A 16,866-nucleotide genomic window follows, 5' to 3' on the forward strand; every position below is an offset into this window, starting at 1 on the left:
GTGCTTTCGTTTTTGATGGATGCGCGGGTCAAGCCCGCGCATGACAAGCTATATGTTCAGCACGCGGCCATAGGCATCGAGCACCGCTTCCTTCATCATTTCAGACAGCGTCGGATGCGGGAAGATGGTGTGCATCAGCTCTTCTTCCGTCGTCTCCAGATTCATCGCCACGACGTAGCCCTGGATCAGTTCGGTGACTTCGGCGCCGATCATGTGGGCGCCGAGCAACTGGCCGGTCTTCTTGTCGAAGATCACCTTGACGAGGCCCTGGTCCTCGCCGAGCGCGATCGCCTTGCCGTTGCCGACGAACGGAAAACGTCCGACGCGGATTTCGCGGCCGCCCTCTTTCGCTTTGGCCTCGGTGAGGCCGACCGAGGCGACCTGTGGGTGGCAATAGGTGCAGCCGGGAATGAGGTTCTTGTCCATGGCGTGCGGATGCAGGCCCTTGATCGCCTCTATGCAGACCACGCCCTCATGCTCGGCCTTGTGCGCCAGCATCGGAGGGCCTGCGACGTCGCCGATGGCGTAGATGCCGGGCACATTGGTCTTGCCATAGCCGTCGATCACGACGCAGCCGCGATCGGTTTTGACGCCGAGCTTTTCCAGACCGAGGTTTTCGATATTGCCGACGACGCCGACCGCGGAGATCACGCGATCGACCTCGATCGACTGCGTCTTGCCCTTGCCGTCATCCAGCGTCGCGACCACGCTGTCGCTCTTCCTCTCCAGCTTCGTCACCTTGGTGTTGAGAAGAATCTTGATGCCCTGCTTCTCGAACGCCTTCTGGGCGAGTTTGGAAATCTCGGCATCTTCCACCGGCAGCACCTGCGGCAGCACTTCGACCACGGTCACGTCAGCGCCCATGGTGTGGAAGAACGAGGCGAACTCGATTCCGATCGCGCCGGAGCCGACCACCAGCAGCGACTTCGGCATCTTGTCCGGCACCATCGCCTCGAAATAGGTCCACACCAGCTTCTTGTCGGGCTCCAGCCCCGGCAGGACGCGCGGTCGCGCGCCGGTGGCAAGGATGATGTGCTTGGCCTGATAGGCGCCCTCACCCAAGGTGCCCTTCGGCGCCTCGACCGCGGATTTCTTCACCGTGACCTTGCCCGGCGCGTCGATCGAGGCGTCGCCCCAGATGATCGAAACCTTGTTCTTCTTCATCAGGAAGCCGACGCCGTCATTGAGGCGTTTTGAAACCCCGCGCGAGCGCTGCACCACCGCCTTCGGGTCGTAGGACACTTTCTCGGCCGACAGGCCGTAATCCTTGGCGTGCTGCATGTAGTGGTAGATTTCCGCCGAGCGTAACAGCGCCTTGGTCGGGATGCAGCCCCAGTTCAGGCAGATGCCGCCGAGATAGGATTTCTCGACGATCGCGGTCTTGAAGCCAAGCTGCGCGGCGCGGATCGCCGTAACATAGCCGCCGGGCCCGGAGCCGATGATGATGACGTCGAAGGAAGTGTCGGCCATGCGCTCATTCTCATCATTCAACCGGACTATTCGCTTCCGTCATTGCGAGGAGCACTTGCGACGAAGCAATCCATGTTTCCGGTGGTGAAATGGATTGCTTCGCTGCGCTCGCAATGACGGGGGTCACACCATCATCATGACGGGGTTTTCGATCAGCCGCCTGAAGGCGCCGATCAACTCGGCGCCGAGCGCGCCGTCGATGGCGCGGTGGTCGCAGGACAGTGTCGCGCTCATCACATGCGCGGCCTCGATCTTGCCGTTGCGCACCACCGCCCGCTCTTCGCTGGCGCCGACCGCGAGGATCGTCGACTGCGGCGGATTGATCACGGCCGTGAAATGGCTGATGCCGAACATGCCGAGGTTGGAAACGGACGACGTACCGCCCTGATATTCCTGTGGCTTGAGTTTTCGCGTCCGCGCGCGGGCAGCGAGGTCCTTCATCTCGTTCGAGATGGTCGACAGCGACTTGCTCTCGGCATTGCGGATGATCGGCGTAATAAGGCCGCCGGGCATCGCCACGGCGACGCCGACGTCGGAATGCTTGTGCTTGACCATGCCGGCTTCGGTCCAGCTGACATTGCAATCCGGCACCTGCTGCAGCGCGACGGCGAGCGCCTTGATGACGAAGTCGTTGACCGAGAGCTTGTAGAGCGGCTTCTTCTCCTTGTCCTTGGGAGCAGCCGCATTGATCTGCTCGCGCGCCTCGAGCAGCCGTCCGATGTCGCAGTCGATGGTGAGGTAAAAGGTCGGAATGCTCTGCGTGGCCGCAGTCAGGCGCTGAGCGATGGTACGGCGCATGCCGTCATGCGGCACGATTTCGTAGGAGCCTTCCTCGAACAGCGCGAGGATTTGCTTATCCGACATCGCGGGCGCGATGCTCGGAGCGGCGCCAGGCGCGGCCGCCGGCGCCTTGAGGCCCTTGCCGGATTTGGCCTCCGCGACGTCGCGCGCGACGATGCGGCCGTGCGGACCCGAACCGTTGATGCGTCCGAGTTCGATGCCAGCTTCCTTGGCGAGACGCCGGGCGAGCGGTGACGAGAACACGCGGGCGTGGCCATTGGCTTGAGGGGTTGCGGCTGGCGGGGCGGAAGCCGCCGCCTGCGGCGCGGCAGCCTGTGTCGGCCCGGTTGCTGCGGGCTTCGGCGCGGGCGCCGCGGCAGGCGCCGGTGCGGCTGCAGCAGGTGCGGCAGCGGGCGCAGGTGCGGCTTTTGCAGCCGGTGCAGGCGCGGCTCCGGCGGCCTTCACATCCTCGCCATCGCCGGCCAGGACCGCGATGATGTCGTTGACGGGAACGTCCTGCGTGCCTTCAGGCACCAGGATTTTGGCGATCGTGCCCTCGTCGACGGCCTCGACTTCCATCGTCGCCTTGTCGGTCTCGATCTCCGCGATCACGTCGCCGGACTTGACCTTGTCGCCCTCTTTCTTGAGCCACTTGGCAAGGTTGCCCTTTTCCATCGTCGGCGACAGCGCGGGCATCAAAATGTTGATCGGCATTGTCAGTGACCCTGTTGCGACCGCAGCGTGGTATTACCCACGTCGGTCGGCCGATTGATCTCGGCTTCGAACATTTCGACGATACGCGCCAGCGCCTCGTCCTCGGTGTGGCCGCTTTCGCGCGCATAGGCCCTTGCGGCATGGCGCGCGATATCGACCAGCAGCAGGCCCCACATATCCGGCTCCTCGAACGCCCGCTGGAACGCGATCGAGAGCCCGCCATCGACCACGAAGGCGCGCAGCACTTCGATTGCGTCGTCACGGCCGATGACGTCGGGCGGTAAGGGTTGCTCCTTGGGACCGGCCATCGGAGCCTACCGGTATGAAACGGCTTTGGCGGCGGCGACCACCTCGGCGACATTGGGCAATGCGAGCTTTTCCAAATTCGCCGCATAGGGCATCGGCACGTCCTTGCCCGACACCCGCGCCACCGGCGCATCCAGATAGTCGAAGGCCTGCTCCATGATGCGGGCGGCGATCTCGGCGCCGACGCCGCTCTGCTGCCAGCCCTCCTCCACCGTGACCGCGCGGCCGGTCTTCTTGACCGAGGCGATGATGGTGTCGGTGTCCATCGGCCGGAGCGTGCGCAGGTCGATCACCTCGGCCTCGATGCCTTCTTTTGCCAACTCATCGGCGGCCTTGAGCGCGTAGCTCATGCCGTTCGACCAGGAGATCAGCGTGACGTGGCCGCCGGAGCGGACGATCCGCGCCTTGCCGATCGGGATCACGTAGTCGTCGAGTTTCGGGACTTCGCCGGTGTGGCCGTACAGCATCTCGTTTTCGAGGAAGATCACCGGGTTGGGATCGCGGATCGCGGCTTTCAGCAAGCCCTTGTAGTCGGCGGCCGAGAACGGCGCGACGACCTTCAATCCCGGAATCTGCGAGTACCAGGCCGAATAATCCTGGCTGTGCTGGGCGGCGACGCGGGAAGCTGCGCCGTTGGGGCCACGGAACACGATCGAGCAGCCCATCTGGCCGCCGGACATGTACAGCGTCTTGGCCGCCGAATTGATGATCTGGTCGATCGCCTGCATCGCGAAATTGAACGTCATGAACTCGACGATCGGCTTCAGGCCGGACATCGCCGCGCCAACGCCGACGCCGGCAAAACCATGCTCGGTGATCGGCGTATCGATTACGCGCCTGGCGCCGAATTCCTGCAGCAGGCCCTGCGTCACCTTGTAGGCGCCCTGATACTCGGCGACCTCTTCGCCCATGATGAATACGTCGGGGTCGCGCCGCATCTCTTCGGCCATCGCGTCGCGCAGCGCTTCGCGGATGGTCTGGGAGATCATCTCGGTGCCCTCAGGCACTTCCGGATCGGGCTCGGCCACGGCAGCGGGCGTCGCGGTCGCCTGCGGCGCCGAGATCATCGGCTTGCCTTCGCCGACCGGCGAACGGGATTCTTCGACTTCCTTCGCGACACTGGGCGCGGGAGCTGGTGCTGCCTTGCCGAGATCGGCAGCGCTTTCGCCATCGGCTAAAATGGTCGCGATCGGCGTGTTGACCGCGACGTCGTTAGTGCCTTCCGGGATCAATATCTTGCCGAGCGTGCCCTCATCGGTCGCCTCGACTTCCATCGTCGCCTTGTCGGTTTCGATCTCGGCGATGACATCGCCCGACTTGATCGTCTCGCCTTCCTTCTTCAGCCATTTCGCAAGGTTGCCCTTCTCCATGGTTGGCGAAAGCGCAGGCATCAATACTTGAATGGGCATATCGGCTCCCGAAATCACTCTTTAGTTTTGTTCTGCGCGTGGCTTGATTATCAGCGGTACACGTCGGTCCAGAGCTCGGACGCATCGGGCTCGGGATCGTGCTGGGCGAAATCCGCCGACTCATTGACGATCTCGCGCACTTCGGCGTCGATGGCCTTCAATTCCTGCTCGGTGACCTTGGCCGCCAGCAGGCGATTGCGCACCTGCTCGATCGGATCCTGGTCGTGGCGGACCTTTTCGACCTCCTCGCGGGTCCGGTACTTCGCCGGATCCGACATCGAATGGCCGCGGTAGCGATAGGTCTGCATTTCCAGAATGAACGGCCCCTTGCCGGCGCGGCAATGGGCCACCGCCTTGTCGCCGGCGGCCTTCACCGCACGCACGTCCATGCCATCGACCTGTTCGCCGGGGATGTTGAAGGAAATGCCGCGCTTGGAGAAATCGGTCTGGGAGGAAGAACGCGTCACCGACGTGCCCATGGCATAGCGGTTGTTCTCGATGATGTAGATCACCGGCAGCTTCCACAGCTGCGCCATATTAAAACTCTCGTAGACCTGCCCCTGGTTGGAGGCGCCGTCGCCGAAATAAGCGAGGCTGACAAAATCATTGCCGCGGTAGCGGTTGGCGAAGGCGAGCCCCGTCCCGAGCGAAACCTGCGCGCCGACGATGCCGTGGCCGCCGTAGAAATTCTGCTCCTTGCTGAACATGTGCATGGAGCCGCCCTTGCCCTTGGAATAGCCGCCCTGGCGTCCGGTCAATTCGGCCATCACGCCCTTGGCTTCCATCCCGCAGGCCAGCATATGCCCGTGATCGCGGTATCCGGTTATGACCTGATCGCCCTTTTTCAGGGCCATCTGCATGCCGACCACGATGGCTTCCTGGCCGATATAGAGATGGCAGAAGCCGCCGATCGCACCCATGCCGTAGAGCTGGCCGGCCTTTTCCTCGAAACGGCGGATCAGCAGCATGTCCCGCAGGGCTGCCAGTTCCTGCGCCTTGGTGAATTCCGGTGGAGAGCTGAAGCTTTTCTCTTGACCCTTCTCTTTCCCATTTTCCTGCCCTGCTTCCTTGGTGACGGTTTTTTTGGGTGCGGCCATGGCAATTCCGGATGAGAGAGAAGGATCAGCCTCTCTAACCCAACTCAAACCGCCGTGAAAGGATTGCGTGCGCTCGGGAAAATATTGCTATGCCGCAGTGCAACGCGGCGCGACATTTTTGTAATCGATATCGCGAGATTTTGAAATTTGCGGAATCCGGCCGGCCGTCATCCCGGCGTAACAGTCGGGGCGCGCGAGCCGCAAGCAGCCTGAAAGTCAGTTCGGCTTGAGGACCTTGATCAGGTCGCGGGGGTTGGCGTAGTCGAGCTGGAAGCGTGCGCGCTCGTCCAGCATGTCGGGGTCGACCCGGTCTGAGCGGAGCAGCGAAACGCGCTGCTCGCCCTGGGCCCGTTCCCGCTTCAGCCGCGCCAATTCGGACGTCAGCGCGATGATCTCCTGATCGAGCTCCTGCCGCGCGTTGAGCCCGTATTTGCCGGTATAGGCGTTGACGCCGAAATAGCCGACCATCAGCGCCGCCATCGTGTAGAGGGCGAGCCCGGTCAGTATCGATTTCAGTCGGGTGCGGGAGACCATGGCGCCAAGATGCGACGGTCAGGTTAACGGAAGCCTAAGATGGCCGACGCGGGGCACAATTGGCGCCCCGTCATTGCGAGCCACCGGGTCGCGCGAACGCGCGCCCGATGACAGCCTCCGCAAAGCAATCCATGGCGCGGCATAACGGACAGATGGATTGCTTCGCTTCGCTCGCAATGACGCTGAGAGTGCAGCCTAGCCGTTCTGCTTTTCGATAAAGGCAGCGAACGCATCGATATACTGCTGCAGCGTCTTCTGCAGCGTTTCCTTGGTGAGGGCGCCCTTGTCGTCGAAGGCGTCGCCGACGCCGTTTAGGTAGATCTCGGGCTGACCGAGAATTGGCCCCGAGATGCCCGGCAGGATGTTCTGCAGATGCTTGGCCGCGCTGACGCCGCCGAGCGCTCCCGGCGAGTTGCTGACGATGCCGACCGGCTTGCCGAGGAACGAGCTCTTGCCATAGGGGCGCGAGCCGACGTCGATGGCGTTCTTCAGGACGCCCGGGATCGAGCGGTTATATTCGGGCGTCACGAACAGCACGCCGTTCGACTTCTGCAGTTTTTCGCGGAACGCGAGCCAATCGGCCGGCGGCGCGGCTTCCAGATCCTGGTTGAAGAAGGAAATGCCTTCCAGCGTGGTGACGTCGAGCTTCAGCGAGGCCGGCGCGAGCTTGGCCAGGGCATTGGCGATCTTGAGAGAAAAGCTCTCCTTGCGGAGCGAGCCGACGATGGTGACGATGCTGTGAGCCATTGGAATTCCCTTTTGAAGCTGAAGCGCCGGCGCTCACTTACGCCACATCGACACAAGGATGCAAGTGCATGAAATGAGCAATTCTGGAAACGCAGCGTTCGCATAATGCTTGTGGATCAAGAAAAAGTGCTTGAGCCAACGCTGAAAGAGCATCTGCCCGGGGCACACATCTTGCGGATCGGCGCGGAGGAACCAACTTGGCCGACGAGCCTTATGAATGCAATCTCAGCGCCGATGGCCCCGTCGGCTTCGGAGTGAATTCATGCCCTCGCGTTTTTTCCAGGCGGCTATCGTCGTCCTGATCGTGCTGCTCGCCGCTCTGGTCGGACAGCCTTATCTCGACCGGCTGCTGTTCGCGGCCACCACCCCGCGGCCCGTGACGGCGAGAAGTGATCTTGCGGAAGCCGAGCGCGCGACCGTCAGCCTGTTCGAGCGGGTATCACCCTCGGTGGTTCAGGTCGTCGGCGCCGGCCCCGGTGCCGGTTCGACGGATCTCGAGGGCGAAGCCGGACGCGAGCAGAGCGGCACCGGCTTCGTCTGGGACGGCGCCGGACATATCGTGACGAACAATCACGTAGTTGCCGGAACCAGGGATGTTGCGATCCGCTTCGCCAGCGGCGAAGTCGTTGGCGCCTCGATCGTGGGAACGGCGCCGAACTACGATCTTGCGGTCGTCAGGGTGCGAAGCACCCGTAACCTGCCCAGTCCGATCGTGGTCGGCAGCTCCGCCGACCTGAAGGTCGGCCAGGCGGCCTTCGCCATCGGCAACCCGTTCGGCCTCGACCAGTCGCTCACCACAGGCGTGATCAGCGCCTTGAAGCGGCGGCTGCCGACCAGCGCCGGCCGGGAAATCGGTAACATGATTCAGACCGATGCTGCGGTTAATCCCGGCAATTCCGGTGGCCCGCTACTCGATTCCGCAGGACGCCTGATCGGCGTCACCACGGCAATCATTTCTCCGTCCGGCTCCAACGCCGGCATCGGATTCGCCATTCCGGTAGATACCGTGAACCGGGTCGTGCCTGAACTTATCCAGAAGGGACGCGTTCCGACTCCGGGCATCGGGATCGTCGCTGCCAACGAGGCCGTCGCAACCCGGCTCGGCATTGAAGGCGTCGTGGTGGTGCGGGCAATGCCGGGCTCGCCCGCCGCAACAGCCGGATTGCGCGGCATCGACCAGGTCGCGGGTGAACTCGGCGACATCATCACCAGCGCCAACGGAAAGCCGACCCGGCGGCTGTCCGATTTGATCGAGCAGCTCGAGGCCGTGGGCGTCGGGCGGGAGATCGAACTTTCGGTCAAGCGCGGCGATCGATCGACGACCGTTCGGGTCAAACTCGAGGACGTCGGCCGGTCCGGCTAGGCCGCCAGCAGGCGGCCTGCCCTGCGCGCTGTGAAAACGTTGAAACTTCCTAGCCCTCCACCATTACCCCTTGCTCGGATTGATCAGGAATTTCTCGCCGGTGGCGCGCTTGTTGTAGACGTCGATATTGGCGAGATCGAGCGTCTCCTGCAGCGACACCACCTTGGTGTAGTGACTGGCAAACGTGGTCTTGAGTTCGGAGGCGACGCGCTGGCGCAATTTGCCGATGTCGGCCGGGCCGATCTTTTGCAGGAACGGCGTGAGCAGCCAGCCGCCGACCGCCCAGGTCAAGCCGAACGCGCGGCTCAACTCGGTCGGACCGGTGTTCAGGCTGCCGTAGATATAGACCTGCTTAAACACATTCGAGCCGTAGCGGCTGTATTCCTTGGCGGTCTTGTTGGCCGCCGTCTCCATGCAAGTGAGGATTTGGCTCGCAAGCTTGCCGCCGCCGATGGCATCGAACGCGATCGTGGCGCCGGTCTCCACCAGCGCATTGGTGAGATCGTCCATGAAGCCGTCAGCGGTGGAATCGACGACATATTTGGCGCCGATCTTGTGCAGGATATCCGCCTGCTCCTTGCTGCGCACGATGTTGACGAGGCCGATGCCGTCATTGATGCAGATCTTGTTGAGCATCTGGCCGAGGTTCGAGGCGGCGGCCGTATGCACCAGCGCCTTGTGATTTTCGCGCCGCATGGTCTCGGTCATGCCGAGCGCGGTCAGTGGATTGACGAACCAGGACGCGCCGTCGGCAGCGGTGGTACCGGCGGGCAGCTCCATCACGTCCCTCACCTTCAACGTGCGATACTGCGCGTACATCGCGCCGCCGATCATCGAGACCGTCTTGCCCATTAGCGCCTTGGCGGCATCCGACGATCCGGTTCGGATCACGGTGCCGGCGCCCTCGTTACCGACCGGCAGCGACTGATCAAGCCGCGCCCCCATCATCCGCATCACGGCTTCCGGCATTTTTGCGGTGACGACCGGCTGCTCCTTGGTGCCGGAGACCTTGGCCGTCGACATGTCGGCAGGGCCAATCAGGAGCCCGAGGTCGGACGGATTGATCGGCGAGGCCTCGACACGAACCACGACTTCATCGTCGGCCGGTTCTGGCGTCGGGACACTGGCCAGCGATAGCTCGAGTTCACCGCTCTTCTTCAATAGCGAACGCAGTTGCAGCCCGGTCTTGCCGTCACTCATGCTTACTTCCTCCCTGCCGGCGGTTCGGCGTCGCCGATCCGCGCTTTGTGTCAGCGATATGGTCGCGGCCAGCGGTGATGTCCACCGGTATCAGCAATTTCAATCAAATTGTGCGCCCGAACCAAGGTCGAAGGGCGCGTTGCACGCCGGCAACAGTTCCCGGAAACCGTGCTGTAACAACCGTTTCCGCCCTTGCACGCCCACATTGTGAGCCGAAACATTGGCGGTGTCGCGTGCTTAGCTGTGAACTGACTCGAGCCTTGGAGGCTGGAATCATGAACCCGCGTCGGCTTGCCACCGAGATGTGGCCCACGCTCGTTTTCACGGGCGGACTTGTGGTGTGGTTTGCCGTCGTCGGATTGACCGGCAACCAGAACGTCAGCGCGACGCGCGTCGTAGACCGCCTCGCACCATCTCTTGCCGCCAACGCCACCTTGGTGGCCGCACCGCGGGCATCCGCGATGGGCCATCCAGCCGTTACGACAGGCAATCCGATCATCAAGCGTGCTGACACGGCAAAGGCCGCCGAACTTGTGGCGGAGGTCGCGATCGACGCCGCAGTTGTCCCGGACAAGAAGCAAACCATCGTCGTGGCCGCGCTGGGCGATCCGGCGGAAATTCTGTCGCCGTTAGTCCCAACCGTCCAGCGGCCAACCGCAAGCACGGCCAATCCGGAGGTGGCCGTCGCCGACACAGCCGCGCCGGACAAGCAGCAAACCATCGTCGTGGCCGCGCTGAGCGATCCGGCGGAAATTCTGCCGCCGGTAGTCCCAACCATCCAGGGGCCAGCCGCAAGCACGGCCAATCCGGAAGTGGCCATCGCAGCCACAGCCGCCCCGCAGCAAACCATCGTCGTGGCCGCGCTCAGCGATCCGGCGGAAATTCTACCGCCGGAAATCCCAACCATCCCGGCGTCAACCGCAGGCATGGCCGCCGCCGCAACGACGCCCGGCCGCGTCGAGCTTGTCGGCGAGTGTCAGGTGGCCGAGGCCTGCATCGACCAATTTCTGTGGGCGCTTTACCAGCGGACACCCAAGGAGGACACCACCAAGGAGCGCGAGCTCAGGAAAGTGACGGTCAAGCGGAAGGGCAAACTGGTGACGGTCACCAGAAGCTTTACCAAGCTCGTCGACAACGATTTCACCTGGAAGGATCCCAAGGCGGCGGAACGAGTCGGCATGCCGATGATGGACTACGTGATCGGCGGCATGGATCGCAGCTTCAAGATAAAGCTGTTTCATACGCTCTACGCCGCAGAGGCCGCCGGACTGCGACCTGGTATCACCAGCGCCTTCCGCGACGACTACCGTCAATCGATCGCAAGCGGCCTGAAGGCGGCGGCCAACCGGTCGTTTCACGGCGGCAGTCTGCGCGGCGGCTATGGCCGCGGGCTTGCCGCCGACATCGTGAGCGTCAACGGCGCCAACCGCGCGCAGCGATGGGCTTCCACCGAAGCGCTCTGGAAATGGGTCGACGCGAACGGAAAACAGTTCGGGATCGGCAGGCCGTATCTCGCCTACGATCCACCGCATGTCGGCCCGATCGACGGCCCGGAATACGCGTCCCGCCGTGGCGGAACGAAGGTCGCGGCCGCCAATGTGAAGAAGCGGCAGAAGCAGGTCGTTCAGGCCAAGTCCGGCACGGCGAAGCGCCAGGTCGCCGCGAAACCGCCGAGCAGCAAGCCGGCCAGCCGGCTTGCTGCAGCGCGCTAGCTTTACACCAGCGCCTTCAGCGCTGCCCGCCCCGCGTATTTCGCCTGTGCGCCGAGCTGCTGCTCGATGCGCAGCAATTGATTGTACTTGGCGGTGCGGTCGGAGCGCGCCAGGGATCCGGTTTTGATCTGGCCGCAATTGGTGGCGACCGCGAGGTCGGCGATGGTGGAATCCTCGGTCTCGCCGGAACGGTGCGACATGACGGAGGTGTAGCCGTACTTGTGCGCCAGCTCGACGGCGGACAGCGTTTCGGTCAGCGTGCCGATCTGGTTGACCTTGATCAGGATCGAATTGGCGCGGCCGTTCTTGATGCCGTCGGCGAGCCTTGTAACGTTGGTGACGAACAGATCGTCGCCGACCAGCTGGCACTTCTTGCCGACGAGGTCGGTCAATTCCTTCCAGCCGTCCATGTCGTCTTCGGACATGCCGTCCTCGATCGTGACGATCGGATAACGCGCGACGAGGTCGGCGAGATATTTCGCCTGCTCGGAGCGCGAACGGGTCTTGTTCTCGCCGCCATAGACGTAATTGCCGTCCTTGAAGAACTCGGTCGCGGCGCAATCGAGGCCCAGCATGACGTCGCTGCCCGCGCTGTAGCCGGCCTTGCCGATCGCGCTGACGACGAATTCGAGCGCGGCATCCGCTGACGGCAGGTTCGGCGCGAAACCGCCCTCGTCGCCGACATTGGTGTTGTGGCCGGCCTTCTTCAGTTCGCCCTTCAGCGTGTGGAAGATTTCAGCGCCGCAGCGCAGCGCCTCGGCGAAACTCGCCGCCCCCACCGGCAGGATCATGAATTCCTGGAAGTCGATCGGGTTGTCGGCGTGCACGCCGCCATTGATGATGTTCATCATCGGCACCGGCAAGGTGCGCGCCGAGGTGCCGCCGACATAGCGATAGAGCGGCATGTCGAAGGATTCCGCAGCCGCCTTGGCGCAGGCCAGGGAAACGCCGAGGATGGCGTTGGCACCTAATCGGCTCTTGTTGGGCGTGCCGTCCAGATCGATCATGATCTGGTCGATCTGGACCTGTTCCTCGACCGGACGGTCGGCGAGCGCCTCGAAGATTTCGCCGTTGATGGCCTCGACCGCCTTCTGAACGCCCTTGCCGAGGTAACGCTTCTTGTCGCCGTCCCGCAGTTCGACCGCCTCATGGGCGCCGGTGGAGGCGCCAGAAGGCACCGCGGCGCGGCCGATCGAGCCGTCTTCCAGCACCACATCGACTTCAACGGTGGGATTGCCACGGCTGTCGAGGATTTCGCGGCCGATGATGTCGATGATGGCGGTCATGTCTTGCACTTTCCTGGATGGTTCCGGGGCTGGATTTGGGCGCGTCTTACACGGCGCGCAAGCAAATGTGAACGGCTAGTCTGGTGGCTTCGACTGACGGGCCAATGTGGTAAGACTATGCTGATCCAGGGTTGATCTTCGCGTCCAAACCTTCTCGTTCAAGAACCGGGGTAACGCAATGAATCGCCGCCAGTTTCTCAAAATTTCCGCTGCCGGAATTTTAGCCACGCCTGCGCTTGCACGGCTTGCGGATGCCCAGGAGAGCCCGTTCCGCGTCAAATATTATCCGGTCGCCGCAGGCATGGGCTCGCGCGACGTCACGCCGGCGCCCGATGGCACAATGTGGTTCTGCGGCCAGCGCAACGGCACGCTGGGGCGGCTCGATCCGCGCGATGGGTCATACAAGCTGGTCGACCTCGGCAAGGGCGCCGCTCCCCATGGCGTCATCATCGGCCCCGATGGCGCGCCGTGGGTCACTGAAGGTGGGCAGAACGCGATCGCCCGCGTCGATCCGAGCGATCACAAGGTGACGCTGTTTCGCCTGCCCGAGAACGAGGCCTATGCCAATCTCAACACCGCCGTGTTCGACAAAAGCGGCATCTACTGGTTCACCGGCCAGTCCGGCATCTATGGCCGGCTCGACCCGAAATCGGGCGACATGACGGTCTTCAAGTCGCCGCGCGGCCGCGGCACCTATGGCATGACCATCACGCCGAAGGGTGACATCTGGTACGCCTCGCTCGCTGGCAATCACATCGCGAAAATCGATCCGGCAACCGGCAACGCCACCGTGGTGGACCCGCCGACGCCCAATCAGGGCGCGCGCCGGGTGTGGTCGGACTCGAAGGGCCGGATCTGGGTCAGCGAATGGAACAGCGGCAACGTGTCGATGCACGATCCTTCTGATGGCTCCTGGAAGGCCTGGAAGCTGCCCGGCGACAACCCGCGCACCTATGCGGTCTATGTCGACGACAAGGACAAGGTCTGGGTCACCGATTTCGGCGCCAATGCGATCGTGCGCTTCGATCCCGTGACCGAGAAATTCAATGCGTTCCCGAGCGACAAGGCCGGCGCGAATGTGCGGCAGCTCGACGGCAAGCCCGGCGAGACCTGGGGCGGCGAGTCCGGCACCAACCGCCTGGTCGTGATCCAGACGATCGCGCCTGCGTGAAATGGTTCGCGTTCCTGTTGCTGCTGCCGATGCTGGCTGCCGCCCCCGCCTCGGCGGACGAAAACGGCGCGCGGCTGTTCGCGCCATGCCGGGCCTGCCACAGCCTTGATCCCACCGAGCGCGGCCTGCCCGGCCCCAATCTTGCCGGCGTGGCCGGGCGCGTGGTCGGCGGCGATCCGGCGTTCGACTATTCGCCGGTGCTGCGCAAGGCACGCGATGATGGTTTGCGCTGGGATGTGCCGCGTCTGGAAAGCTTCCTGGCCGATCCCGCCGAGATGTTTCCGGGGCTGTGGATGTCGATGCGCGGGATCGAGGATGCCGCCGAGCGCAAGGCGCTGGCGCAGTTTCTCGCCAACCCTGCTTCGCGCTGACGGTTGACGGCCAAGCCTGATGCGTCCATGTCAGCGGTCGCAACAGGACGATCATCATGGCGAAAAAATCATTGCAACTCGGCCGCGCCGTGGAATGGCCCGACAGCCCGGAAAAAGCGACGCTGGACCGCGTGCCCAATCCGCAAAAGGACACCAATTATCTGGTGCGGTTCACGGCGCCCGAATTCACCTCGCTCTGCCCGGTGACGGGACAGCCGGATTTCGCCCATCTGATGATCGATTACGTGCCGGGCCAGTGGCTCCTGGAATCCAAATCGCTAAAACTCTATGTCGCGAGTTTCCGCAATCACGGCGCATTCCATGAGGACTGCACGGTCTCGATCGGCAAACGGATCGCGATCGAGATCAAGCCGAAATGGTTGCGCATCGGCGGCTACTGGTATCCGCGCGGCGGCATCCCGATCGACGTGTTCTGGCAGACCGGCAAACTGCCCAAGGGCGTATGGGTCCCCGACCAGGGCGTCGCGCCCTATCGCGGCCGGGGTTGAACCTAACGGCCGGTAGTCCCGACAACCGCCCATGCGAAAGCCACTCGCCGCCTTCATCCGACTTGCCGCCGCTTCGTGCGTCCTCGGGGCGTTTGCAAGCGCCAACGCCGCGCCTGCCTCGCCCGAAGACCGCTACATCGCAGCCCGCGACGCCGCGATCGCGAAAATCACGAAAATGTACGCGGACAAGAAGGACGACGAGGCCTTCAAGCTGACGGAATCGCTGCGCGCTGACCTCTTGGCGAAGCTCGCGCCGATCGTCGCCGAATCCGCCCGCAAGGGATTTGGACCGGCCAGGCTCAATCTCGATGCCTTATCCAAGGGCGACATGGGCTTTGGCCTGCTCGACGGCGTGCGCTTCGACTCCGAATTGGGCGACAACGGCGAGAAGACCGGCCAGAATGGGCGCGACGGCAAATATGTCGAGCCGAAGTCTCATATCATCGTGACGACGCAGCCGCTGTTCGAGCGCTGGCTGCGCGCGCACAAGGACTGGTGGGGCAAGAAACTCAAGAACGTGCCGCAACAGATCGGCGCCGCGCTCAAGGACGAAAGCTTCTACACCCAGGCGATCTCGACGGATGCGGCGGTCGTGAACTTCAGCGAATTGCCGATCGCCAAACCCGCCTCCGCCACGTCAGCCTTTGCGATGCTGGGCGGGCGAACCCAGGACGCCGTGCCTGATGCCGCGGATGAAGTGTTCGTTTCGGCGCTGGCCAACGGCAAGGTCTACGTCGCCTATGGATCGATCAAGCCCAAGGTGGAGGTCCCGGCCTGCGTTGCGATCAAGGCGGATTACGACAAGAAGGCCGACAAGGCTGCTGACGATCTGCAGTCCAAGCGGATCGACAGCAAGGCCTACGACAAGCTCGGCGATCTCAGGCAAAAGGGCGAAGACGCCTACAAGAAATGCTTTACCGAGCGCGCGCCGCAGCAGCCGTCATTTGCTGAAGCAACCAGGCAGGCGCAGGCCTTGCTGGCGCGGGCGATGGGAAATTAGCGCGAGGCGACACAGCCAGGGCGTGAACCAGTTGATCCTGATCCGTCGCACGTGCACTCCGGCATGCATTGCACACCCAAGTCAGACAGCTAGCCATGCACCTTGCGCAACAGGAGGCGTTGCCTCGACACCTATCTCACTCACATCCACATGATGTAGCCTGCCCGCAGGAAGCGCCGCGCATTTCAGACGCTGGCTGTCGAGGAAACTACATCATGAAATATCTATTCCGCGCTCTTGCAGCGCTTGCCGTTCTGCTGACCTGCGCAAGTGGCGCTTGGGCACAAGGCTGGCCGAACCGGTCGATCCGCATGGTCGTCCCCTACACGCCGGGCGGCTACACCGATCTGATGGCCCGCCTGGTCGGGCAAAAGATCTCCGATGCGCTCGGCCAGCCCATCGTCTTCGAGAACAAGCCCGGCGCCAACGCCATCATCGGCACCGACGTCGTCGCCAAGTCCGCACCCGACGGCTACACGTTCGGCACCGTGATCGCGGCGCACGCGGCAAACGCCACGCTCAATCCAAAGCTGCCCTACGACACGCTGAAGGACTTCAGCTACGTGTCGCTGATGAGCGTCGCACCGCTGATCATGATCGCGCATCCCTCGGTGCCGGCGAACAATTTGAAAGAGCTGATCGCGCTCGCTAAGGCCAAGCCGGGCGAGCTCAATTTTGCGTCGAGCGGCATCGGCGCTGCGGCACATCTCACCATGGAGATGTTCATGAGCCGCACAGCCATCAAAATGCAGCACATTCCCTACAAGGGCACGGCCGGCGCACTGCAGGATACCGTCGGCGGGCAGATCAACGTGATGTTCGACATCGTTGGTCCGCTGATGCCGCAGGTGCGCTCCGGGAACGCCAAGGCGATCGTCGTCACCGCGAAAGAGCGCATCCCGGCGGCGCCCGACGTGCCGACGATGGCCGAACAGGGCGTGCCGGATTTCGTGTCCGGCACCTGGGCCGGAATCATCGCACCGGCGGGCACGCCAAAGGAGATCGTCGACCGCGTCTCCGCCGAGGCCAGGAAGGCGCTCGCCGACCCGGCATTGCAGGCAAAACTGGTCGAACAGGGCATCGTCCCGATGGGCAGCAGCCCGGAGGAATTCCGCGGCTTCGTCACGGAAGAGATCGCGCGCTGGCGCAAGGTGATCACCGACGCCGGAATCAAGATGGAATAGCGAGGGCTCGATC

16 protein-coding genes are annotated in these 16,866 nt (G+C 63.3%); 7 read left to right on the plus strand and 9 right to left on the minus strand.

What is annotated here, in order from left to right; translation table 11 throughout:
• Positions 1-48: 48 nt before the first annotated feature.
• The 7 genes from lpdA to JQ609_RS05860 all read right to left on the minus strand — a co-directional run bounded on the left by lpdA (position 49) and on the right by JQ609_RS05860 (position 7,057).
• On the minus strand, positions 49-1,470 hold the full coding sequence (gene lpdA, locus JQ609_RS05830) for a dihydrolipoyl dehydrogenase (protein WP_212272358.1): 1,422 nt from the start codon (positions 1,468-1,470) through the stop codon (positions 49-51).
• 123 nt (positions 1,471-1,593) lie between these two features.
• Positions 1,594-2,964: a pyruvate dehydrogenase complex dihydrolipoamide acetyltransferase gene (locus tag JQ609_RS05835; protein WP_212272360.1), complete on the minus strand. Its 1,371-nt coding sequence runs from the start codon at positions 2,962-2,964 to the stop codon at positions 1,594-1,596.
• 2 nt (positions 2,965-2,966) lie between these two features.
• Positions 2,967-3,272 carry a DUF5076 domain-containing protein gene (locus tag JQ609_RS05840; protein WP_192739539.1) on the minus strand — a complete coding sequence of 102 codons (306 nt, stop codon included), beginning with the start codon at positions 3,270-3,272 and terminating at the stop codon, positions 2,967-2,969.
• A gap of 6 nt (positions 3,273-3,278) precedes the next feature.
• Positions 3,279-4,679, minus strand: a complete 1,401-nt coding sequence (locus JQ609_RS05845) for a pyruvate dehydrogenase complex E1 component subunit beta (protein ID WP_212272361.1) — start codon at positions 4,677-4,679, stop codon at positions 3,279-3,281.
• A gap of 50 nt (positions 4,680-4,729) precedes the next feature.
• Positions 4,730-5,776, minus strand: coding sequence for a pyruvate dehydrogenase (acetyl-transferring) E1 component subunit alpha (gene pdhA / locus JQ609_RS05850; protein WP_212272363.1), 1,047 nt, complete (start codon positions 5,774-5,776; stop codon positions 4,730-4,732).
• A gap of 216 nt (positions 5,777-5,992) precedes the next feature.
• Positions 5,993-6,310 carry a septum formation initiator family protein gene (locus JQ609_RS05855; RefSeq protein WP_192739542.1) on the minus strand — a complete coding sequence of 106 codons (318 nt, stop codon included), beginning with the start codon at positions 6,308-6,310 and terminating at the stop codon, positions 5,993-5,995.
• Positions 6,311-6,505: 195 nt separating this feature from the next.
• A complete protein-coding gene (locus tag JQ609_RS05860; RefSeq protein ID WP_212214354.1) occupies positions 6,506-7,057 on the minus strand; it encodes an NADPH-dependent FMN reductase in 552 nt (183 codons plus the stop codon).
• Positions 7,058-7,319: 262 nt separating this feature from the next.
• On the opposite strand from JQ609_RS05860, the gene JQ609_RS05865 reads away from it, so the two are divergent.
• Positions 7,320-8,420 (plus strand): S1C family serine protease, encoded by a 1,101-nt coding sequence (locus tag JQ609_RS05865; RefSeq protein WP_212214356.1) that lies wholly within the window; start codon positions 7,320-7,322, stop codon positions 8,418-8,420.
• Between the two features lie 63 nt (positions 8,421-8,483).
• Here the strand turns inward: JQ609_RS05865 and JQ609_RS05870 are convergent, their stop codons facing one another.
• Positions 8,484-9,620: a zinc-binding dehydrogenase gene (locus JQ609_RS05870; RefSeq protein ID WP_212272364.1), complete on the minus strand. Its 1,137-nt coding sequence runs from the start codon at positions 9,618-9,620 to the stop codon at positions 8,484-8,486.
• Between the two features lie 275 nt (positions 9,621-9,895).
• On the opposite strand from JQ609_RS05870, the gene JQ609_RS05875 reads away from it, so the two are divergent.
• On the plus strand, positions 9,896-11,332 hold the full coding sequence (locus JQ609_RS05875) for a hypothetical protein (RefSeq protein ID WP_409411165.1): 1,437 nt from the start codon (positions 9,896-9,898) through the stop codon (positions 11,330-11,332).
• Positions 11,333-11,334: 2 nt separating this feature from the next.
• Here the strand turns inward: JQ609_RS05875 and eno are convergent, their stop codons facing one another.
• The gene (gene eno, locus JQ609_RS05880; RefSeq protein WP_212272365.1) at positions 11,335-12,618 is read right to left on the minus strand and encodes a phosphopyruvate hydratase; all 1,284 of its coding nucleotides are present in this window, start codon (positions 12,616-12,618) and stop codon (positions 11,335-11,337) included.
• Positions 12,619-12,796: 178 nt separating this feature from the next.
• On the opposite strand from eno, the gene JQ609_RS05885 reads away from it, so the two are divergent.
• The 5 genes from JQ609_RS05885 to JQ609_RS05905 all read left to right on the plus strand — a co-directional run bounded on the left by JQ609_RS05885 (position 12,797) and on the right by JQ609_RS05905 (position 16,853).
• Positions 12,797-13,789: a lyase gene (locus tag JQ609_RS05885; protein ID WP_212272367.1), complete on the plus strand. Its 993-nt coding sequence runs from the start codon at positions 12,797-12,799 to the stop codon at positions 13,787-13,789.
• Positions 13,786-14,160 carry a cytochrome c family protein gene (locus tag JQ609_RS05890; RefSeq protein ID WP_212214364.1) on the plus strand — a complete coding sequence of 125 codons (375 nt, stop codon included), beginning with the start codon at positions 13,786-13,788 and terminating at the stop codon, positions 14,158-14,160. The genes JQ609_RS05885 and JQ609_RS05890 overlap by 4 nt, the downstream gene beginning before the upstream one ends.
• Positions 14,161-14,216: 56 nt before the next feature.
• A complete protein-coding gene (gene queF, locus JQ609_RS05895; protein ID WP_212272368.1) occupies positions 14,217-14,669 on the plus strand; it encodes a preQ(1) synthase in 453 nt (150 codons plus the stop codon).
• 31 nt (positions 14,670-14,700) lie between these two features.
• Positions 14,701-15,669: a hypothetical protein gene (locus JQ609_RS05900; RefSeq protein ID WP_212272370.1), complete on the plus strand. Its 969-nt coding sequence runs from the start codon at positions 14,701-14,703 to the stop codon at positions 15,667-15,669.
• A gap of 215 nt (positions 15,670-15,884) precedes the next feature.
• Complete coding sequence (locus JQ609_RS05905) at positions 15,885-16,853, plus strand: tripartite tricarboxylate transporter substrate binding protein (protein ID WP_212272371.1); 969 nt, start codon at positions 15,885-15,887, stop codon at positions 16,851-16,853.
• Positions 16,854-16,866: the final 13 nt, after the last annotated feature.

The organism is Bradyrhizobium sp. AUGA SZCCT0169 (assembly GCF_018130085.1).
Classification (GTDB): domain Bacteria; phylum Pseudomonadota; class Alphaproteobacteria; order Rhizobiales; family Xanthobacteraceae; genus Bradyrhizobium.

Coding starts and splice junctions, on each gene's coding strand:
- lpdA (WP_212272358.1), bottom strand. CDS start 1,470: ATGGCCGACACTTCCTTCGACGTCATCATCATCGGCTCCGGGCCCGGC.
- JQ609_RS05835 (WP_212272360.1), bottom strand. CDS start 2,964: ATGCCGATCAACATTTTGATGCCCGCGCTGTCGCCGACGATGGAAAAG.
- JQ609_RS05840 (WP_192739539.1), bottom strand. CDS start 3,272: ATGGCCGGTCCCAAGGAGCAACCCTTACCGCCCGACGTCATCGGCCGT.
- JQ609_RS05845 (WP_212272361.1), bottom strand. CDS start 4,679: ATGCCCATTCAAGTATTGATGCCTGCGCTTTCGCCAACCATGGAGAAG.
- pdhA (WP_212272363.1), bottom strand. CDS start 5,776: ATGGCCGCACCCAAAAAAACCGTCACCAAGGAAGCAGGGCAGGAAAAT.
- JQ609_RS05855 (WP_192739542.1), bottom strand. CDS start 6,310: ATGGTCTCCCGCACCCGACTGAAATCGATACTGACCGGGCTCGCCCTC.
- JQ609_RS05860 (WP_212214354.1), bottom strand. CDS start 7,057: ATGGCTCACAGCATCGTCACCATCGTCGGCTCGCTCCGCAAGGAGAGC.
- JQ609_RS05865 (WP_212214356.1), top strand. CDS start 7,320: ATGCCCTCGCGTTTTTTCCAGGCGGCTATCGTCGTCCTGATCGTGCTG.
- JQ609_RS05870 (WP_212272364.1), bottom strand. CDS start 9,620: ATGAGTGACGGCAAGACCGGGCTGCAACTGCGTTCGCTATTGAAGAAG.
- JQ609_RS05875 (WP_409411165.1), top strand. CDS start 9,896: ATGAACCCGCGTCGGCTTGCCACCGAGATGTGGCCCACGCTCGTTTTC.
- eno (WP_212272365.1), bottom strand. CDS start 12,618: ATGACCGCCATCATCGACATCATCGGCCGCGAAATCCTCGACAGCCGT.
- JQ609_RS05885 (WP_212272367.1), top strand. CDS start 12,797: ATGAATCGCCGCCAGTTTCTCAAAATTTCCGCTGCCGGAATTTTAGCC.
- queF (WP_212272368.1), top strand. CDS start 14,217: ATGGCGAAAAAATCATTGCAACTCGGCCGCGCCGTGGAATGGCCCGAC.
- JQ609_RS05900 (WP_212272370.1), top strand. CDS start 14,701: ATGCGAAAGCCACTCGCCGCCTTCATCCGACTTGCCGCCGCTTCGTGC.
- JQ609_RS05905 (WP_212272371.1), top strand. CDS start 15,885: ATGAAATATCTATTCCGCGCTCTTGCAGCGCTTGCCGTTCTGCTGACC.